The sequence below is a fragment of the Bradyrhizobium sp. CW1 genome (genome assembly GCF_023100665.1).
GTDB classification, from domain to species: Bacteria; Pseudomonadota; Alphaproteobacteria; order Rhizobiales; family Xanthobacteraceae; genus Bradyrhizobium; species Bradyrhizobium canariense_D.
This window is the reverse complement of record NZ_CP064684.1, coordinates 1,577,006-1,592,470: the sequence shown is the minus strand read 5'-3', so window position 1 is coordinate 1,592,470 and position 15,465 is coordinate 1,577,006. Positions and strand designations below refer to the sequence as shown.

Here is a 15,465-nt window from a genome sequence, read left to right as displayed (position 1 = left end):
AATCAACAGAGGAGATCGCCATGGCGAGTCGAGAAGAACTGATCCAGCGCAGCATTTCTTTTCTCCGCGAAGTGAAGGACATGACGCCCGGAGCCGATATGGAGCGCTGGCTCAACGAGACGTACGGCGAAAGCAGCGTGCTCTATCGGGATCTGTCTCGTCTGATCAAGATCGGGGTCGAGGAGGGCTGGGCGGCGAACCAGGAGGTGGACGGCCCGAACTACCGGCGCAGCCGCATCGTCGAGCCGACTGCCGAAACCTTCCAGTTCAGCCTCACGGCGGTCTACATGAACAGCGCTGCTCCGCGCCGGTTCAAGGACGAGGACGACCACGACGTGCTGCGCGGGCAGTATCACGGTCACCCCTATGGCGAGATCAACCTCGTGGTGCCCTTGAACGCGGGCGCGGAGTTGAAGGGGTTGCAGGGCTGGCAGGGACCCGGCTGGACGGCGCCCGATCCGGGCAGCAGGCACTTTCCGGAGGTCAGGGGCGGTGCGGTGATCGCGCTGTTCTATCTCCCGGCCGGACGCATCTCGTACGATTTCAAGGCGCCCGCCGGCTAGGTGCAAGCAGCGCAAACGAAGGCTGTTGCGCCGTCAGGCCTCGCCAAGTCCGGAGAAGATCGTCCCCGGCGGTGTCGTGCGCGGCAGCGGAAGCTGGCGCTCGACAGAGTGCGCCGAGCGCGAGCCTCCTTTGGTGTCGGCCATCCTGCCGACCGGTGGCCGCTAATGGGCGGACCGGACCAGACGCCTCGTCGCGCGGGTGCCCGATCTCGACGGGACGGGCGGTGCTCGAGTTCATGGAAACCCACCCCGCTGCGCCCGAACCGAGCCAGGCGCCTTTGATCCCGGAGACTACGGCGACAGTCGCTGCGCCGCAGGTTCCTCCGCTGCGGCAGCCCGTTGACCGCAAGCGACCGAACTAAAAACGCGAGGCGGCTCGCACCAAAGCACTGCTCTGGAGCTTTGTCCGATAGAGGCGGGATCGTGACGCGAACATCAATCACGTTCTGTTCCTAAACGGCAGCGAAAGATGTCTCCGATCGGAGACCTTGCTGGTTGACGTGTCAAAAAATATGCGGAGAGCGATCGCTAAACCTATTTTTGGGTTGCAGTTCGATCGCCTCTGATGGCTCAGTTTCTGCAGCAACGAACGCGAGTCCGTGAGTGCGCTGGAGCGGAAGCCGGGCGTCATCTATATGGAGCCGTCCATGACCGATAAGCTAGAGCTCGAACGCCAGCTTTCCGATGGCCTTGGCAACGAGGTTGGCTCGGAGGCATTCGCGGCCTATTGCGAGCGGCACAATGTGAGGTCTGCGCCATTTCTGACGGTCCCCGATGACGAAACGGCTAGTTTGCTCGCACGGCATCTGGCTCCGAGAATCACGGGAAAAACCATCGTGGAGATCGGGGGCGGGATCGGCCTCCTGTCGCTGCACATGGCGCAGGTGGCGAAGCGGGTTTATTGCATCGAAGCGAACCCGGTCTGGTCATTCGCCTTCACTGAGCTCTTGTTGGAGCGAAAGCCGAAAAACCTGTCTTTCCTTTTCGGTGCGGCCGACGAATTCATCGGCTGCATCAAAGCGGATGTCACGATCGTGTGCACCCACTCGGACGTGCAGGGGATGACCTTGGTCGGTCGGCAATTTTCACCGAATGTCATCGAAGTTTACGGCGAGCTGGTCGAGGCAAACCCGGCGGCGTTTGATGCTTTCGCTAGACAAGCTCGGGGTTCCGCCTAGAGCAAGCCGGAGCTCCGCCTGAAGCATGCGGAGATGCGGGCGCCGACGTTCACTCCTATCACATCGACTATGGCGCCAAGGCCGGCAGCTACGTGGACGTCTTTATGGCGGCGGTCAATTGGAGCGTCGTGCAGCGGGCCTACGAGGGGATGCCGGAATGAGGCGCGCTTCACGAGACGCTTTGCGCCTGATGGGTTGTGCGGCGGTGCTGGTCCTTACGCTCGAAGCACGCGCAGGGGACCAGCTTCGGATACTCGACGGCAAGCAGATCGTTTGCGTATGGTGGGGAAAGACATCACGGATGGCGCGCACTGGTCGCTATATCTCCGACCAGACGACTCAGTCATCGGTTCAGATCGGAGAATCCTGGACCGTAACCTGGAAAATTCGCGACGACAGGCTCTGCATGACGCAACCGAGCATCACGTCGCCTGTGTGCAACGAAGTCTGGATGTCGGGTGCGAATATCAGGATGCGCGCCGGCGGGGATGACAAGACGTTGGATGCCATGGTCATGGCTCACCAACCAGATCGATGAGACGACTGGAGGCGCGCGCCGATGAGGGTGAGGCTTCATCCCGGCTGGGCCGCGATTTATACAACACTGAGCGAGGGAGTTCCCGAGATGCCCCTTACCTCGGATCCATCTGGCGAGTTCGATGCCTCGAACAATGAAGCGTTATTCTTCGCGATGTTCGCGGGCGACGACCGTATCGATTGCCGAGTGGATATAGCCGCCCTGCGGGATCGCGCTGCGGCAGACGGAACCAGCCCAAGCGACGTTATTGAGACCTTCAAGAGGCATCGCTCGACGATTGAGCGGATCGCAAGTGAACAATACGACACCGGCGCAACGATGCCCGTGGTGCGAACGCGTCAGCTTACGCCGCGCTGAACGCATCCGCTTACGCTGCGCTAACGCGTTCGGTTCCTCTCTAGGTCAGCGAAGGCGCGACCTTGGCGGCTGCAGCCTCGCCAATATCTTGCCGTCGGCAGCTCTGACGGTAATTGCCTTGTTGAGCATGGCCGCCATTTTGTTCCCAATGCGCAAAGCTTCTAGCTCGTCCTCGGCATCCAAGGCGATGATCGAGCTTTCTGGACAAGCGACCTCACCGCATTCCCGCGGACGTCCGGGGTCAACAGGATAGTTCTTCAGGGCACCCTCCCGGTTTATAGGCCACTGTTGCCGTAAGCAGGCCGACCCGGACGGCGGAGAAACGGCCCCGGCTTCAGCGGGCTGGAGATTATAGGCCGGGGCCGCTCCGGCAGCTCGGATGAGCGAGCGAGACAACAAACCAAGTACCGAGAGCAGGTTCCTAACGGAGCGTCAGCAGGTCCTCGCGGCGTCAGCAGCCGCGGCGTGAGGTATCAACTAGCTGCGAGGCGCTGGTTGAAGCCGGACTTGTCCGTTTCCACCAACCGTTCCCCGCGAAGACAGGCGGGTCCCCGGACAAATGGGCAGAACGCCCTCGTCGGATGGCTCGGGCGGAACGCTGGCAGCGCTCGCTTCCGCCTCGGCTTCAGGAGTACCGGGCAACAGCGGCTGGGCTCATGCGCTCTTTGCGCCGGGCCAAGGGATAACCTGACCTGCCTGACCAGCGCGATCGCGACCGCTTTCCTTAGCCGCATTGAGCGCCGGTCCGCTGTCGCGACAAGGGCGTCTTCGGCGACACCCTGGATGGGGGTCTTGGTGGCGCCTCCCAGGCTGACCGTGACAAGGTTGGAAGCTGGATTCAGCGCGCGCAACATGCGTAGCTCGCCCAGGGCCTTCCGAACTCGCTCACTCACCTCGGCGCATCCGTCGGCGCCGGTGTGGGCAGCAAAAGCGCGAACTCCTCGTCGCCGTACCGAGCAGCCAAGTCGGCCGGCCTGCGAACCTGCTCAGCCAAAATCCTGCCCAGCGAGCGCAGGCAGGCATCGCCTGCCTGATGGCCGTATTGGTCGTTGAATTCTTGAAGTGATCGACGTCGATCAGCAACAGCGATGTGCCGCGCGCTTGGCCCGGGCCCATTCCTCCTCGAGGCGCTCGTCGAAGTAGCGCCGGTTTGCCAGTAGAACCACCGGCTGGGTACGCGAGCTTGGTTATCGGGAGGCCTCAGTCGGCGGCTCTCTTTGCGCGCTGCGGGAAGGCCGCACGCTGCTGGGCGCGCTGCACCACCATCAACAACGTGCAGCGTGCGCGTCAGGCCTCGCCGGATTCGGAGAAGCTCGATGCAGGCGGCGTATTGCGCGGCACCGGCAGCGGACGCTCGGCGGCTCCGGATCGCGAGGTGCCGCTCCTGGCGTCGTACCGCTTGGCCAGGTCCAGCAGACGACGCCGGGTGAACGGGTCGGCCTTGCCCGCGAGGTCCCGGACCCTCTGGGCGAGACCCCGATAGAACTCCTGCTCCATGACGCACTCCCACGACATCACTGCCCAGAGTTGAGTACGTCCTCACCCAGGGAGTCAAGACGCGGTGCCGCCCGGAAAGATTTCTGGCATCCGCTTGAGTCCTGTCAGCGGAATCAGAGTTGCGGCTGCGGGGGCGTCCATGGCAGTGCGTTTTTCCATCCGCAAAGCGTGCCCGGGTTGCGGCAAGCCGATGCTGGTCATGCCGGACGCGGACGACGAGCGGCCGTTGCGCTACGTTTGTACCGCTTGCGGCGACGACCCGCTGCGCGACCCGACGGCACCCAACTGGGCAGACAGCCCGCTGAAGCCCCCGGAGCCGTAGGTCTTTCGCGCCGGCAATGGCCGCCTTGCGGAGCATGGAACGGGCGCGGCGGGATCAGGTTAGCCTGGTGGACTGCGCGCAAATGCACGGCCTGCGTGGCTCCGCCCTCAAGCCCCCCAGCCCCAAAAGGCGGGGCCACGCTCATTCCTGGCCGTCATTCCGTAGAATTTTTCGTTTTCCCTAACTTGCGTGAATCCCAGATTGAGAGGGTTCAGGCAGGATGGTGCCGTAGCTGGGAAACTTCGAATGTTCGATGCTCAGACCACAGCGCTTTTGCGCGCTGTCCTTGATGAGGTGTGCGAAGCCGTATCCCGGTACGAGACCTCGGCACGCACGCACGTCGCCTCCATGATCCTTGAGGCGGCCAGCAAAGGCGAGACCTCGGTAGACGGGCTGAAGCAGGTCGGCCGGAGAGCCCTCAGCGAGGCGCCCATCCTGCGGAATTGAACTGCTTCCAGGCGAGGCGAGATTCTGGATTCGCCCGCATGCAGATTTTTGCCCGCTGTACTCAGGTTGCGGATGAGGTCCGCTCCGCTCTGATATCGGGCGCGGTACGGCACTTCAGCGGACTTCGGAGTTGGGCCGATTCTGTTGAAAAAGGCGGCTGTTGCGACGCAGATAAATCAGTGATTCAGTCTGTCTAGTTGGCAGGACTGAAGATCATGATGGGACATCGGCAAGCCGAACAGGCTGCTTTGTTCTATGAGTTCTCGCTCGAACGGCATATCCCCGCCGACCACTTGCTCCGGTCGATCGACAGATTTGTCGAGCTTAAACAGGTCAGGCAGGACCTGGCACCCTTCTACAGCAGTATCGGTCGACCTTCGATCGATCCCGAGTTGATGATCCGGATGCTGCTGATCGGCTACTGCTTCGGCATTCGATCGGAGCGGCGCCTGTGCGATGAGGTCCACCTAAACTTGGCCTATCGATGGTTCTGCCGGTTGGGTCTGGACGGTGCAGTACCGGATCACTCGACATTCTCCAAAAACAGGCACGGCCGCTTCCGACAGAGCGACCTCTTCCGTCGTGTATTCGAGAGCGTATTGCGCCGCTGTATCGCGGAGCGGCTGGTCGGTGGTGAAGGATTTGCAGTCGATGCGAGCCTGATCAAGGCTGATGCCAATCGGCAGAAGGGCATCCAAGGTGACAAGGGACTTCCGCCGGCGGCCGCCGGACGAGCTATCGATGAATATCTAGCTGTCCTCGACGATGCAGCCTTCGGAGCAGCGACCGAGGTTACCCCGAAGTTTGTGTCGCCCTCCGACCCGGCGGCGCGCTGGGCGGGGGCGCACGGCGGCCGAGGCCTTTTTTGCCTACTCGACGAACTGCCTGATCGATATGGAGGCGACCACGGCAATCCGGCAGGCGGAGGTATTGGCCGCCAAGCGCATGATTGAGCGCTCGCTGGAGCGGTTTGATCTCTATCCGGGCCGGCTCCTCGGTGACAGCCGCTACGGCTCGGCCGAGATGCTCGCCTGGCTGGTCTATGAGCGTGGTATCGAGCCGCACGTTACAGTCTTTGACAAGTCGGCCCGCACAGACGGGATATTCTCGCGCGACGACTTCACCTATGACCATGCCGGAGACGTCTATCGTTGTCCCAGCGGCAAAGTTCTCACTACGACCGGGACGCGGGTGAATGATGGCGCCACCATGCTCTACCTTGCCAGCAAGCGCGATTGTGATCGCTGCGCATTGAAGTCCCGGTGCTGCCCCAAGCAGGCATCACGAAGGGTGCCGCGCTCGATCTCCGAAGGCGCTCGCGACATGGCGCGCGAGATCGCAAGATCATGGGAAGGCCGCACTTCACGTCGGCTCCGCAAGAAGATCGAGATGCTGTTCGCGCACCTCAAACGCATTCTCAAGCTCGATCGTTTGCGTTTGCGAGGTCCAAACGGCGCGCGTGACGAGTTCACCCTCGCAGCCACCGCCCAGAACCTCCGCAAGATGGCCAAGCTGATCCCAATGCCCGCCTAAGAACCGGCGGAGCCCTTCGACTGCTTCGGGGCCTGACGCCAATACGCGGGATTACTGCCGCCTTTTTCAACGGAATCGGACCACCAGCAGAAGTCGGATTAAAAAGGCTGCCAACTAAGGCCTGCTTTATGATGGGATAGCGCGAGGCTGCCAAACGATCCTGCTCTCCACCGAAATCGGTGAACGCGGCGCCCGCGACGAAGCCAAGGAAGCTATGCGCAAGGTACACTGGAGGCGGAACTGTTTAGGTCGGCCAGCGGTGAAACGCGGGAGCGGATCGAGGAGAGCCGCCTGCTTGTGCAGGCCTCGCCTGTCAAATGCCCATTGGGGGGCAAACTGACGAAGCGTTAGTTCATCTGGCGGCGGAGCTTCCGTTCTAGCTCGCGCTGATCGAGGGCATATTCCTCAGCTACTACGCGAGCTTCGGCGGTACGTCGAATTTCCTCGGCGCTCCGCGCGAGATCGTCGTAGTTCTTGGCAGCGGTGCGAAGAGCCTCCCGCGTTTTGGGATATGCGCAGTTGTTTGCCTTGGCTCGTAATTCTTCCGCGCGCTCCCGCCAGTATTTCGAAGAGTGCATTCTCGCGATGCCCATGACCCAAATCCCATGATTGGAGTTCACTTTCATTGATGGACCTTCAGGCCAGCTTGTTCCTGGACGCCCGAAAACAGCTTCGAGCACATTAGGCCACTGCTGAAATTAAGCTCCGCCGCCGCACTCGGCAACAGGCCAGTACCCAACACGGAAACCGGTCGTTCGCCATCTGAGTGTGAGCACGGGTGAACGCTACGCGGTCGCTGCTTCGGCACGTCGCAAATGAAGGTACCCCGAGTCGAAGTCTCCGGTTGCTTTCAGCCGCTCCCAATCCAGAACGGTCAAGTTCCCGCTCCCGAGCTTGATTAGGCCTAAGCGACGCAGTTCCTGGAGCACTCGGTTCACGTGAACGGTCGAGATCCCCAACGCATCCCCCAGATCATCCTGCGTCATTGGTATTTGGCAGGCGTGATCCTCCGCAAGACCCATGGCCCGCATCCGAACCACGTATTCGCACATGAGATGGGCCGCCCTGCTTCGCGCCTCGCGTTGGCCGATGTTGGTCATCCACTCTCGGAATATCGATGCGTAAACCAGCGTTTCGCGCCAAAGCGCCGCCGCGACCCGAGTGTGGCGCTCGCATAAATGACGCAGCGCTGTGTGCTGAATGAAGCCGACCCGGCAAGCTGAAATGGCGGCAATGCTGATGTCCAGCGTCTCCAGATGCAGGCTCTGCAGTCGGGCATGTCACCGGCGATGTGGAATGCGAGGATCTGCCTCTTCGCCTCACCGGTCAACTTAAACGCGCAAGCCACGCCTTCCAGAATGACGAAAGAACGGGTCGGACGGTCTCCCTCGCGCACGATTTCCTGGCGCGCGCGAACCTCTCTCTGGTCGAGAGGGAGCGCCAGTATCGCTGCTCGTTCTTCATCCGAGAGAGAAAGAACAGCTTGAAGCTTGCGGATTATTGGATTGTTGGTGCTGGAATTGAAAGAAGAGACCAAGCGCCCCTCCTGTGTTTAGGCGGGAGCGCGCGGATCTCTCAGCCGTCAGCGCGCCGATGAAGGGTGCTGCGATATTCCAAACATAGCACAACCTTGGAGCTGAGACGACTCTCTTATGAGGAAGGCTAAACCGGACGAAACCGGGCGGTCGCGGCATCTCTGCCCCAGACATCCGGTCGCGCAGTCGACCTCTGCCACGGGAGCCCCCGGCCTTGAGCGGAGTTCATGATCGAGGTCGCAAGCTCATGACCGAATGCCGGCAAGCCGAACGCGCCCCGGGCGGGTGCGCTCGATGAGCTAGGGCATGAGTTCGTCCGGCTCTGGACGCGGAGCCGCCGTGGTGGCGCGCCGCAGCGGCGGCCCACGAACATCGCCGCGCTCACGTGGTGGTGGACGCGTGGACAGGTCCCGTCCGACACTGGCTCGTAGCTCCACCAGATCGATGAAGGCGTCCGCCTGCCGCCGGAGCTCGTCCGCGACCATTGGCGGCTGGGTCGCCATGGTCGACACCACGCTCACCCGTACGCCTCGGCGCTGCACCGCCTCCACCAGTGAACGGAAATCGCCATCGCCCGAAAACAGAACCATTTCGTCGACGTCGCCGGCCAGCTCCATGGCATGCACCGCAAGTTCGACGTCCATATTGCCTTTGACCTTGCGCCGTCCGAACGAGTCGACGAATTCCTTCGTCGGTTTGGTCACGACGCTGTAGCCGTTGTAGTCAAGCCAATCGAGCAACGGCCGGATCGAGGAGAATTCCTGATCCTGGATGAGCGCGGAGTAGTAGAAGGCGCGGAGCAGGATACCTCGGCTCTGGAATTCCTTGAGAAGGCACTTGTAGTCGATGTCGAACCCAAGGCTTCGGGAGGTGGCGTGAAGATTGGCGCCGTCGATGAACAGAGCAATCTTGTTGGGCGAAGATGGCATGGTGGCAGCCCGTATGATCCCAGCGGAAGCACCGCTCCCGCATGCGAATGGTTTGTCAAAGATGGAGTTTGGGTACGGGGCGGCCTTGGCCCGCCGCTCACTCGCATTCTGCGTTGCGGCAAGAACGTGAGCTCCGACGGAGATAGGCTATATCCAACGATTCGAGCTTTCAAATCCTTTTTCATGAACACTTGAACCTGGAGCCTGCTGCAAAGACAATGCAGTAAGTGGGACACCGGAAATGCCGTACCAATTGCCGCTCTTCGAAATCCACCTCAGGCGGCGCCGCCGGTCATGCAGATGGTATCTCTGCACGCCCGAGGGGCACCCGATCATGCAGGGCTCGGAAGCCACCCGCGCGGCTGCTAGGTACCAGGCCGGTCGGGCGCTCTTTCTGATGCTGCTGGCTTCGGCTAGTCGTTCGGCAGGCCACGGAGATCCAGCGGGGAGCCGCTCGCGCCGAAGCGCTTCATCAACCGGATAGGTGACATCGGGCGGGCTTCACTGCGGCCAGAGCGGCGCCGCTCCGCCGGTATTCACTAGGTCCAACGTGGCCCTGCCCGAGCCCCTCCGCCTGGCGCCGACGCCGCAAGGCCAGATCTCAGCTGCGCCTCGCCCCACTTCGTCAACAACAGGACGGACTCCTCGGCCGGCAGCTGTGCTCAAGCTCGACGGATGTTGACGGCTGACTTTGTTGATCTCAGACTTTCGACGATGTGACAATCGGGCTCGCTCGGCCGCGGCGACATTCGGAACGCACGGCCTGACTGATCATTAGTCAAGTAGTTGCTGCCAAGTCGGAGCTCCGCGAATGAATAGACTGATCCTTGGTGTTGTCGCATTGACCTGTGTCGGATTTGCTGGGCCCGCGATGGCGGAGCGCGTGGTGATCAAGGAGGGCCCTGGTTATCACCATCATCAACGGCACTTCAGAGCGTACAACCGCCATGGATGCCGCACTGTTGTGATCAGGGACCGCCGCCCCAACGGCACCGTGGTGGTTCGGCATATTCGCCGCTGCCACTGAGTTCGGTCCTGCTGCCTCACGGGTCGTGCCCTGGTTTGCCTAGCGTCACGTTCGTGGGCTTGGCTCCGGCGCCGGCGAAGGTTGCGGCCGGCGGCTGCTGGGGAGCGGGCACGGCGGCCTGATCGCCCCCTTGAGGGACGCATTTGCCGATGTTGCTCAGCAGCCGTTTGGCCTGCAGATCACGCGTGTATTCGGGTCGTCGCTCGATTTTGCCGCGGCCCATCTGTCCCAAGGCTCGAATGCGTCCGCGTAGTGCTCGCGCATCTGCTCTTCTGCAGCGAAGGCATTCGGAAGATTGTCGAACACCAGGTCGGCCCTGGCCGGGGTTATGCCGCCCACCAGGCCTACAAGCATCCATTTCACCGTTGTTCGCGCCGCACCTCTGCGGCCCGCATTAGATGGCGGAGGAAATGCCGCGCCGCTCCTTCGAGAAAAACAGGCTCCCCGAAGGCAATTCTCTCGGCCATAATGCACCTCGGCAGCGCTGGCTACCGAGGTCCATCGTACTTCCGGGTTTGAGGGTTTAATCATGGCTCTAGGATCCGGTTCCCTCTGGACCGGCGCGACCTGCTCACGACTTGCGATCGGAATTAGTCGTCCGTGAACAAGGCACTAAGCGATTGAGCAGGAGTCAGTTTTCCGTTGCGGCGGCATTTGAGATTGCAGGGATTGGGGGCTTGAGGCCCCCAAACCTTGCAATTTTCGTTTGTGGATTCCCTTTCGCTGCGGACCATGATTCTGTGGTGCATCGGAGGGGCCGATGCGACCGAAGAAGCACAGGACGACGGGATCGAACGATCTGTTCCGGGCGCGGCTGGACCAGATCATCAACATGAAGCACGAGCTGGTTCAGCTCGCCGGCAAGATCGATTGGGACTGGATCGACGGCGAGGTCGCGCCGCTCTACAGCGAGAATGGCCGGCCCGGGATCGAGACCCGGTTCATGATCGGGCTGCTGTTGCTCAAGCACACTTACGGGCTTTCCGATGAGGGCGTTTGCGAGCGCTGGGTTCACGACCCGTATTTCCAGTTCTTCACCGGGCAAGAGTTCTTTCAGCATGCCTTCCCGCACGAGCGCTCGGACCTGAGCCATTGGCGCAAGCGGCTCGGCGACAAGTTGGAGCTGCTGCTGGCGGAGAGCCTGCGGGTGGCGCACGAGGCCGGCGCGTTACGCGGCCAGGACCTCAAGCGCGTCACCGTCGACACCACGGTGCAGCCGAAGGCCATCACCTTTCCGATCGATGCCAAGCTGCTTCATGCGGCTATCAAGGGGCTCAACCGCCTGGCGAGAAGGCACGCCGTCAGGCTGCGGCAATCCTATTCTCGTGTGGCCAAGGCCGCCGCGATGATGGCGGGCCGCTACGCGCATGCCAAACAGTTCGGGCGGCATCAGCGGCAGTTGCGCATTCTGCGCAGCCGGCTCGGCCGCATCATCCGCGACATCCGCCGCAAGATCGAGGGCCAGCCGGCACTGGAGGGGGCATACGCCCTCCCGCTTGGCCGGGCCGTGCAAATCCGCTCGCAGCAGCAGCGCCAGCTCGGCTGGAAGCTTTATTCCTTCCATGCCCCGGAGGTGGAATGCATCGGCAAAGGCAAGGCCGCCGCGCCTTACGAGTTCGGCGTGAAGGCCTCCATCGTCACCAACAACCGCCGGGCGCCCGGTGGCCTGTTCGTACTGCACGCCAGGTCGCTGCCCGATAATCCCTACGACGGTCATACCCTGCGGGACGTCATCGACCGCACCGAGGCGCTCACCGGCTGTCCGATCGAGCGGGCCTATGTCGACAAGGGATATCGCGGCCACGACACGCAAAATCCCCGTCGCGTCTTCATTTCGGGCCAGAAGCGCGGCGTGTTCGGCGCCATCAAACGCGAGCTCCGGCGCCGCTCCGCCATCGAGCCCATCATCGGACATCTGAAGGCCGAAGGTCACCTTGGCCGCTGCTATGTCAAAGGCCGCGCCGGCGACGCCGCCAACGTCGTGCTCTCAGCAGTCGGCCACAACTTCCGCCGTATCCTCGCCTGGCTCACAGAACTCTTGTGCCTCTTCCTGATCCAGCTATCGCATACGCTTGCCTGTCCGCTCCCGCTCAATTCGGCTTCTTAACGGACGACGAATTACTGCCAGAGCGAAACGAACGCCCGTTCTTGGCCGGCGGTTTTGATCCCATGAACAGGCTATACCCGCTGGTGCTGGAGCAACATCTTCCAGCTGTGGTTCGGTACTGCGTGTCCGCCTGCATCATGCTCGTGTGCGCCGTGCTGCAGATGGCATTGCAGATGCAGACCGGGGCGACGGGATACTTCCTGTTGCCGCCAGGCGTGTTTCTCTCCGGCTTGATCTTCGATCGCGGCGCCGGCGTGCTTGCCGCCCTCATTGCCGTGGGGGTGGGTGCGTATCTCAGCTACTCAGGGGGATACGCATCGACTATCTCGCGATGAATGCCCTCTTTGCCATCACCGCCGCGAGCACCGCGACCGTGGCCGAATTCCAGCGCGCCGAGCTCAAGCGCGTCGTGCAGGCCGAGAAGACCAAGACCGTGCTGCTGCAGGAGCTGGCTCACCGGACCAAGAACAATCTGGCCGGCCTCGGGGCGATGATCCGGCTGCAGGCGAGAGACGGAGCGCCAGGCATCTGCGAACGTTGGAAGCGACCGCGCGTCGGCTGCAGGTGATGGCGGAGCTCTACGATCATCTGTCGCTCAAGCCGAATACACGGCTCGTCGCCATGCGCTATTTCCTCAACGACGTCGCCGAAAAGGTCTTCCAATCCTTGGCTCCCACAGGCCAGTCGCGTTCCAGGTCGATTGCGAGAATGCGGATTTGCCGAACCAGCAGGCGCTTGCGGTGGGCATCATCGTCAATGAACTGGCCACCAACTTGCCTCAAGTATGCATTCCCTGACGACAGGCCGGGGCATGTCACACGCGCGGCGGCCTTGGACCTCTCGGTCTGCGACAATGGCGTGGGGCTGTCGAAGGATGCGGATCCTGGCGGACTGGGCGCACGGATCGTCCAGCTTATGACCCAGCAGCTTGAGGGCGAGATCCTGTACGAGCGGCTCGATGCGGGACTGCGCGTTCGCGTGAAGGCGCGTCCTCGTTAAATCCGGCGGTTCCGTCAAGCGTCTTCGGATGCGCGCAGTCGGTCGAGCAGTGACTTCAGTGAGGGCGGAAGTTCCCTCTCCACCCCGAGTGTCTGCCGCAGGCGTTCGCCGATCTCGGCCGCGATCGCGCGGTTGTGCGGGTCGTCTGGGCGGACCGGATTCCTCATGATGCCAGCTATCCTCCTCCTGGTTGCCAACATTCAGGGCAAGGAATCGTTCGCGGCGAAATGTTCACTTTTGTACATTTCTCGGAACCAACGGCTGGCCCTGTACTTTCATTTTGGGCCGGCGGCGCTGTTCTGCGTGGCGGAGACGTGGTGGGACGAGAGTATTTCAACGGGCAGGCTGCGACCCTGCTCAAGTTCGCGAAGGCGGTCGCCGATCCGGAGGTCGCGGCTGGTCTGGTCGAGAAGGCTGCCGATCTGAAGGAGCGGGCCGAGCGACCGCAAGATCGTGCAGGTGATCAGACGCCCGACAGCGCCGGCGGGCAGTCCTGTTCGGGTTGATTGTCGCAACGGAGCCGTGAGTGACAAATCCCATACGCATCATGGTCGTCGAGGACGAGTCCATGATCCAGGAATTCGCCCGGGAAGCTTTATCGGACGGCGGCTTCGAGGCCGACATTTCTCAATCGGGCGAGGAGGCACTTTCCCGCTTCCGCGAGGACCGCTTTAGGTACCGAGCACTGCTCACCGACATCGGTATCGGCACCGAGCTGAATGGCTGGGTTCTCGCCCGGAAAGTCCGTGAAATCGATCCCGACTTTCCCGTCGTCTACATGACGGGCGGCCATGCCGAGGAGTGGAAGTCGCAAGGCGTCCCCCACAGCATCCTGATCGAAAAGCCGTTTGCGCCGGTGCAGTTGATCACGGCCATTTCCCAGCTTCTGAACACGGGCTCGGCTCCCGTCTGATGGAACGACTGCGTTACTTGGAATCAGAGCAAGGTGATGACGGCAACCACGACGGCCAGGCCAGCCGCTGTCACGCACCAGCATGACACCTCGAGGACTCGCATGATGCGCTCCCAGGTTCAAATGTCCTGCCCGGCCGGAGGTTACACCAGGGAACCTGGCTGCCGGAACCGAAACCTTTTCATGCCTTCATGAATTCAGCATAGGGGCATTCGAGCGAGAGGCAGCAGCCAATGGCCCCAATGCCGATAGGCGACGTAGTTCTCACGGTTTCGGTCATGACAGCCGCCTTCGTGGGTGAGGTCGCGGTGTTCACCCTTCTCGGGATCTTCTGAGGGTAGGCTGGCGCGAGCCTCGTGGCGCACCACCTCCCTTCTCGTACCCAAGGAAAGGGAGGAAGGCACGATGTCGACCGTCGCCAAGCTGCTCGTGCAGAAGCAACAAGTCATGGAGCAACTCGAGAAAAATCCTGGCCCGAACGAGCGGGAGGAGATCGAGCGAATTCTCGCGAAGATCGAGATCGCGCTCAGCTCACTCGGTCAGGGCGATTCCGTCGCCGAAGGCGAGTAACTCCCCAGCTGCTGCTGTTGGAACGTAGTGCGCTTCTGACGCATTTTTGAGGGTGCAACCGAAGGGAAGTGCGATGAAATCGGCGTGGGTGGCACTTGCATTTACACTTGCCGCCTCAACGTTGGCGGCCTCGGCCCAGCCGGTCAGATGGAGCAGGTTCAACATCCCCGAGAGCGGCACGTCGGTCGACTACCCTTCCTCGATTTTCTCCGAGGCAGCGGGTCGCCCAGACGGATACGGGCAACGCTTCCAGACCGCGGACGGACGCGCGGACCTCACGATCCAGGCCGCGCCCAACGCTCAAAACGATTCTCCCGCTGCCTTTCTGGCCAAGAAGCATCCGCCTCCACGCATTCAATACAAGCGGGTGACACAGCGGTTCTTCGCGGTCTCCAGCTACAAGGGCGACAAGGTTTGGTACAACCGCTGCAACTTCTCGGGGCGGCTGGTCCATTGCGTCCCGTTCAACTATCCCGCCGAAGAAGAACGATACTGGGACGAGATCGTCACTCGCATCAGCCTGTCGCTTAGCGGCAAGTAGTGCGCAATCTGGCTCGTCGGCCCTCAAGCACGGCTGAGCGCGACTACTCGGGGCCGCTGCGCCGGGCTCTATCAGGGCTCGTTTCCGTGGAGATGCGTGGGCGCCTGAAGGGCACGTCGGATCGCTTCGACGTCTGAGGATGAGGCCGGGCTTTGCCATACTCCGGTTTCTGCATTCGCTCAGATGCGCGTCGGTCGCCCTGCGTGAGAAAAGCGGACTAATGCTCTTGCTGGTGTTGGCCTGTCCTGAGGCCATCAGGTTGGCTCAGAAATTCGGCGCTGCGCGCCAGCGTCAGATAGCTGTCGGCCAGAACGAGAAACTGATGGCGGGAAAATTGGTCTGCGGCTTGCGCCGCTGCCCGCTCGTATTCCGCCGACAGGCGCAGGTATTGAGATGCCGTCTTCATACA

22 protein-coding genes and 2 pseudogenes are annotated in these 15,465 nt (G+C 61.9%); 16 read left to right on the top strand and 8 right to left on the bottom strand.

Features of this window, described 5'->3' with window-relative positions; genetic code table 11:
• The first annotated feature begins 20 nt into the window (after positions 1–20).
• From IVB54_RS07715 to IVB54_RS07700, 5 genes are all read left to right on the top strand, one after another.
• Entirely contained in the window at positions 21–563 is a 543-nt protein-coding gene (locus IVB54_RS07715) for a DUF4863 family protein (RefSeq protein WP_247400909.1), read from the top strand.
• Positions 564–1,210: 647 nt separating this feature from the next.
• Positions 1,211–1,741, top strand: a complete 531-nt coding sequence (locus tag IVB54_RS07710; protein WP_247777128.1) for a hypothetical protein — start codon at positions 1,211–1,213, stop codon at positions 1,739–1,741.
• Between the two features lie 62 nt (positions 1,742–1,803).
• Positions 1,804–1,902, top strand: a complete 99-nt coding sequence (locus tag IVB54_RS41420; RefSeq protein WP_256465326.1) for a hypothetical protein — start codon at positions 1,804–1,806, stop codon at positions 1,900–1,902.
• A complete protein-coding gene (locus IVB54_RS07705) occupies positions 1,899–2,279 on the top strand; it encodes a hypothetical protein (protein ID WP_247777127.1) in 381 nt (126 codons plus the stop codon). Before IVB54_RS41420 ends, IVB54_RS07705 begins: the two co-directional genes overlap by 4 nt.
• An 87-nt stretch (positions 2,280–2,366) precedes the next feature.
• Entirely contained in the window at positions 2,367–2,636 is a 270-nt protein-coding gene (locus tag IVB54_RS07700) for a DUF1488 family protein (protein WP_247777126.1), read from the top strand.
• A 654-nt stretch (positions 2,637–3,290) separates the two neighbouring features.
• Here the strand turns inward: IVB54_RS07700 and IVB54_RS07695 are convergent.
• Positions 3,291–3,793: pseudogene (locus IVB54_RS07695) on the bottom strand (diguanylate cyclase); the annotation flags it as partial.
• A 130-nt stretch (positions 3,794–3,923) separates the two neighbouring features.
• Entirely contained in the window at positions 3,924–4,133 is a 210-nt protein-coding gene (locus IVB54_RS07690; protein ID WP_247777125.1) for a hypothetical protein, read from the bottom strand.
• 139 nt (positions 4,134–4,272) lie between these two features.
• On the opposite strand from IVB54_RS07690, the gene IVB54_RS07685 reads away from it, so the two are divergent.
• From IVB54_RS07685 to IVB54_RS07675, 3 genes and pseudogenes are all read left to right on the top strand, one after another.
• Positions 4,273–4,455, top strand: a complete 183-nt coding sequence (locus tag IVB54_RS07685; RefSeq protein WP_247400917.1) for a zinc ribbon domain-containing protein — start codon at positions 4,273–4,275, stop codon at positions 4,453–4,455.
• Positions 4,456–4,701: 246 nt separating this feature from the next.
• Positions 4,702–4,902 (top strand): hypothetical protein, encoded by a 201-nt coding sequence (locus tag IVB54_RS07680; RefSeq protein ID WP_247400919.1) that lies wholly within the window; start codon positions 4,702–4,704, stop codon positions 4,900–4,902.
• Positions 4,903–5,117: 215 nt separating this feature from the next.
• A pseudogene (locus tag IVB54_RS07675) lies at positions 5,118–6,435 on the top strand (IS1182 family transposase).
• Positions 6,436–6,782: 347 nt separating this feature from the next.
• Here IVB54_RS07675 and IVB54_RS07670 read toward each other — a convergent pair.
• From IVB54_RS07670 to IVB54_RS07655, 5 genes are all read right to left on the bottom strand, one after another.
• Complete coding sequence (locus tag IVB54_RS07670) at positions 6,783–7,028, bottom strand: hypothetical protein (RefSeq protein WP_247400921.1); 246 nt, start codon at positions 7,026–7,028, stop codon at positions 6,783–6,785.
• A gap of 192 nt (positions 7,029–7,220) precedes the next feature.
• Positions 7,221–7,457 (bottom strand): helix-turn-helix domain-containing protein, encoded by a 237-nt coding sequence (locus IVB54_RS41595; RefSeq protein ID WP_346658854.1) that lies wholly within the window; start codon positions 7,455–7,457, stop codon positions 7,221–7,223.
• 74 nt (positions 7,458–7,531) lie between these two features.
• The gene (locus IVB54_RS41590) at positions 7,532–7,972 is read right to left on the bottom strand and encodes a cyclic nucleotide-binding domain-containing protein (protein WP_346658844.1); all 441 of its coding nucleotides are present in this window, start codon (positions 7,970–7,972) and stop codon (positions 7,532–7,534) included.
• A gap of 297 nt (positions 7,973–8,269) precedes the next feature.
• The gene (locus IVB54_RS07660; RefSeq protein WP_247400925.1) at positions 8,270–8,899 is read right to left on the bottom strand and encodes an NYN domain-containing protein; all 630 of its coding nucleotides are present in this window, start codon (positions 8,897–8,899) and stop codon (positions 8,270–8,272) included.
• Positions 8,900–10,082: 1,183 nt separating this feature from the next.
• Positions 10,083–10,280: a hypothetical protein gene (locus IVB54_RS07655; RefSeq protein WP_247400927.1), complete on the bottom strand. Its 198-nt coding sequence runs from the start codon at positions 10,278–10,280 to the stop codon at positions 10,083–10,085.
• A gap of 406 nt (positions 10,281–10,686) precedes the next feature.
• On the opposite strand from IVB54_RS07655, the gene IVB54_RS07650 reads away from it, so the two are divergent.
• From IVB54_RS07650 to IVB54_RS07615, 8 genes are all read left to right on the top strand, one after another.
• Entirely contained in the window at positions 10,687–12,033 is a 1,347-nt protein-coding gene (locus IVB54_RS07650) for an IS5 family transposase (RefSeq protein WP_247400929.1), read from the top strand.
• A 41-nt stretch (positions 12,034–12,074) separates the two neighbouring features.
• Positions 12,075–12,368, top strand: a complete 294-nt coding sequence (locus IVB54_RS07645; RefSeq protein ID WP_247400931.1) for a hypothetical protein — start codon at positions 12,075–12,077, stop codon at positions 12,366–12,368.
• Complete coding sequence (locus IVB54_RS07640) at positions 12,365–12,601, top strand: hypothetical protein (RefSeq protein WP_247400934.1); 237 nt, start codon at positions 12,365–12,367, stop codon at positions 12,599–12,601. Before IVB54_RS07645 ends, IVB54_RS07640 begins: the two co-directional genes overlap by 4 nt.
• Positions 12,601–13,032: a hypothetical protein gene (locus IVB54_RS07635; RefSeq protein WP_247400936.1), complete on the top strand. Its 432-nt coding sequence runs from the start codon at positions 12,601–12,603 to the stop codon at positions 13,030–13,032. Before IVB54_RS07640 ends, IVB54_RS07635 begins: the two co-directional genes overlap by 1 nt.
• Positions 13,033–13,349: 317 nt before the next feature.
• A complete protein-coding gene (locus IVB54_RS07630; protein ID WP_247777124.1) occupies positions 13,350–13,538 on the top strand; it encodes a hypothetical protein in 189 nt (62 codons plus the stop codon).
• A gap of 41 nt (positions 13,539–13,579) precedes the next feature.
• On the top strand, positions 13,580–13,945 hold the full coding sequence (locus IVB54_RS07625) for a response regulator (protein WP_256467732.1): 366 nt from the start codon (positions 13,580–13,582) through the stop codon (positions 13,943–13,945).
• 405 nt (positions 13,946–14,350) lie between these two features.
• Positions 14,351–14,515 (top strand): hypothetical protein, encoded by a 165-nt coding sequence (locus tag IVB54_RS07620; protein ID WP_247400945.1) that lies wholly within the window; start codon positions 14,351–14,353, stop codon positions 14,513–14,515.
• Positions 14,516–14,588: 73 nt separating this feature from the next.
• Positions 14,589–15,056: a hypothetical protein gene (locus tag IVB54_RS07615; RefSeq protein ID WP_247400948.1), complete on the top strand. Its 468-nt coding sequence runs from the start codon at positions 14,589–14,591 to the stop codon at positions 15,054–15,056.
• Between the two features lie 217 nt (positions 15,057–15,273).
• Here IVB54_RS07615 and IVB54_RS07610 read toward each other — a convergent pair whose 3' ends face one another.
• Positions 15,274–15,462, bottom strand: coding sequence for a hypothetical protein (locus tag IVB54_RS07610; protein WP_247400950.1), 189 nt, complete (start codon positions 15,460–15,462; stop codon positions 15,274–15,276).
• Positions 15,463–15,465: the final 3 nt, after the last annotated feature.

Bases quoted from the DNA above. Each gene is read 5' to 3' on its own strand.
- IVB54_RS07700 (WP_247777126.1), top strand. From the start codon at position 2,367: ATGCCCCTTACCTCGGATCCATCTGGCGAGTTCGATGCCTCGAACAAT.
- IVB54_RS07635 (WP_247400936.1), top strand. From the start codon at position 12,601: ATGGCGGAGCTCTACGATCATCTGTCGCTCAAGCCGAATACACGGCTC.
- IVB54_RS07660 (WP_247400925.1), bottom strand. From the start codon at position 8,899: ATGCCATCTTCGCCCAACAAGATTGCTCTGTTCATCGACGGCGCCAAT.
- IVB54_RS07610 (WP_247400950.1), bottom strand. From the start codon at position 15,462: ATGAAGACGGCATCTCAATACCTGCGCCTGTCGGCGGAATACGAGCGG.
- IVB54_RS07705 (WP_247777127.1), top strand. From the start codon at position 1,899: ATGAGGCGCGCTTCACGAGACGCTTTGCGCCTGATGGGTTGTGCGGCG.
- IVB54_RS07685 (WP_247400917.1), top strand. From the start codon at position 4,273: ATGGCAGTGCGTTTTTCCATCCGCAAAGCGTGCCCGGGTTGCGGCAAG.
- IVB54_RS07615 (WP_247400948.1), top strand. From the start codon at position 14,589: ATGAAATCGGCGTGGGTGGCACTTGCATTTACACTTGCCGCCTCAACG.
- IVB54_RS07650 (WP_247400929.1), top strand. From the start codon at position 10,687: ATGCGACCGAAGAAGCACAGGACGACGGGATCGAACGATCTGTTCCGG.
- IVB54_RS07655 (WP_247400927.1), bottom strand. From the start codon at position 10,280: ATGCTTGTAGGCCTGGTGGGCGGCATAACCCCGGCCAGGGCCGACCTG.
- IVB54_RS07625 (WP_256467732.1), top strand. From the start codon at position 13,580: ATGGTCGTCGAGGACGAGTCCATGATCCAGGAATTCGCCCGGGAAGCT.
- IVB54_RS41595 (WP_346658854.1), bottom strand. From the start codon at position 7,457: ATGGGTCTTGCGGAGGATCACGCCTGCCAAATACCAATGACGCAGGAT.
- IVB54_RS07620 (WP_247400945.1), top strand. From the start codon at position 14,351: ATGTCGACCGTCGCCAAGCTGCTCGTGCAGAAGCAACAAGTCATGGAG.
- IVB54_RS07640 (WP_247400934.1), top strand. From the start codon at position 12,365: ATGAATGCCCTCTTTGCCATCACCGCCGCGAGCACCGCGACCGTGGCC.
- IVB54_RS07670 (WP_247400921.1), bottom strand. From the start codon at position 7,028: ATGGGCATCGCGAGAATGCACTCTTCGAAATACTGGCGGGAGCGCGCG.
- IVB54_RS07690 (WP_247777125.1), bottom strand. From the start codon at position 4,133: ATGGAGCAGGAGTTCTATCGGGGTCTCGCCCAGAGGGTCCGGGACCTC.
- IVB54_RS07680 (WP_247400919.1), top strand. From the start codon at position 4,702: ATGTTCGATGCTCAGACCACAGCGCTTTTGCGCGCTGTCCTTGATGAG.
- IVB54_RS07710 (WP_247777128.1), top strand. From the start codon at position 1,211: ATGACCGATAAGCTAGAGCTCGAACGCCAGCTTTCCGATGGCCTTGGC.
- IVB54_RS07715 (WP_247400909.1), top strand. From the start codon at position 21: ATGGCGAGTCGAGAAGAACTGATCCAGCGCAGCATTTCTTTTCTCCGC.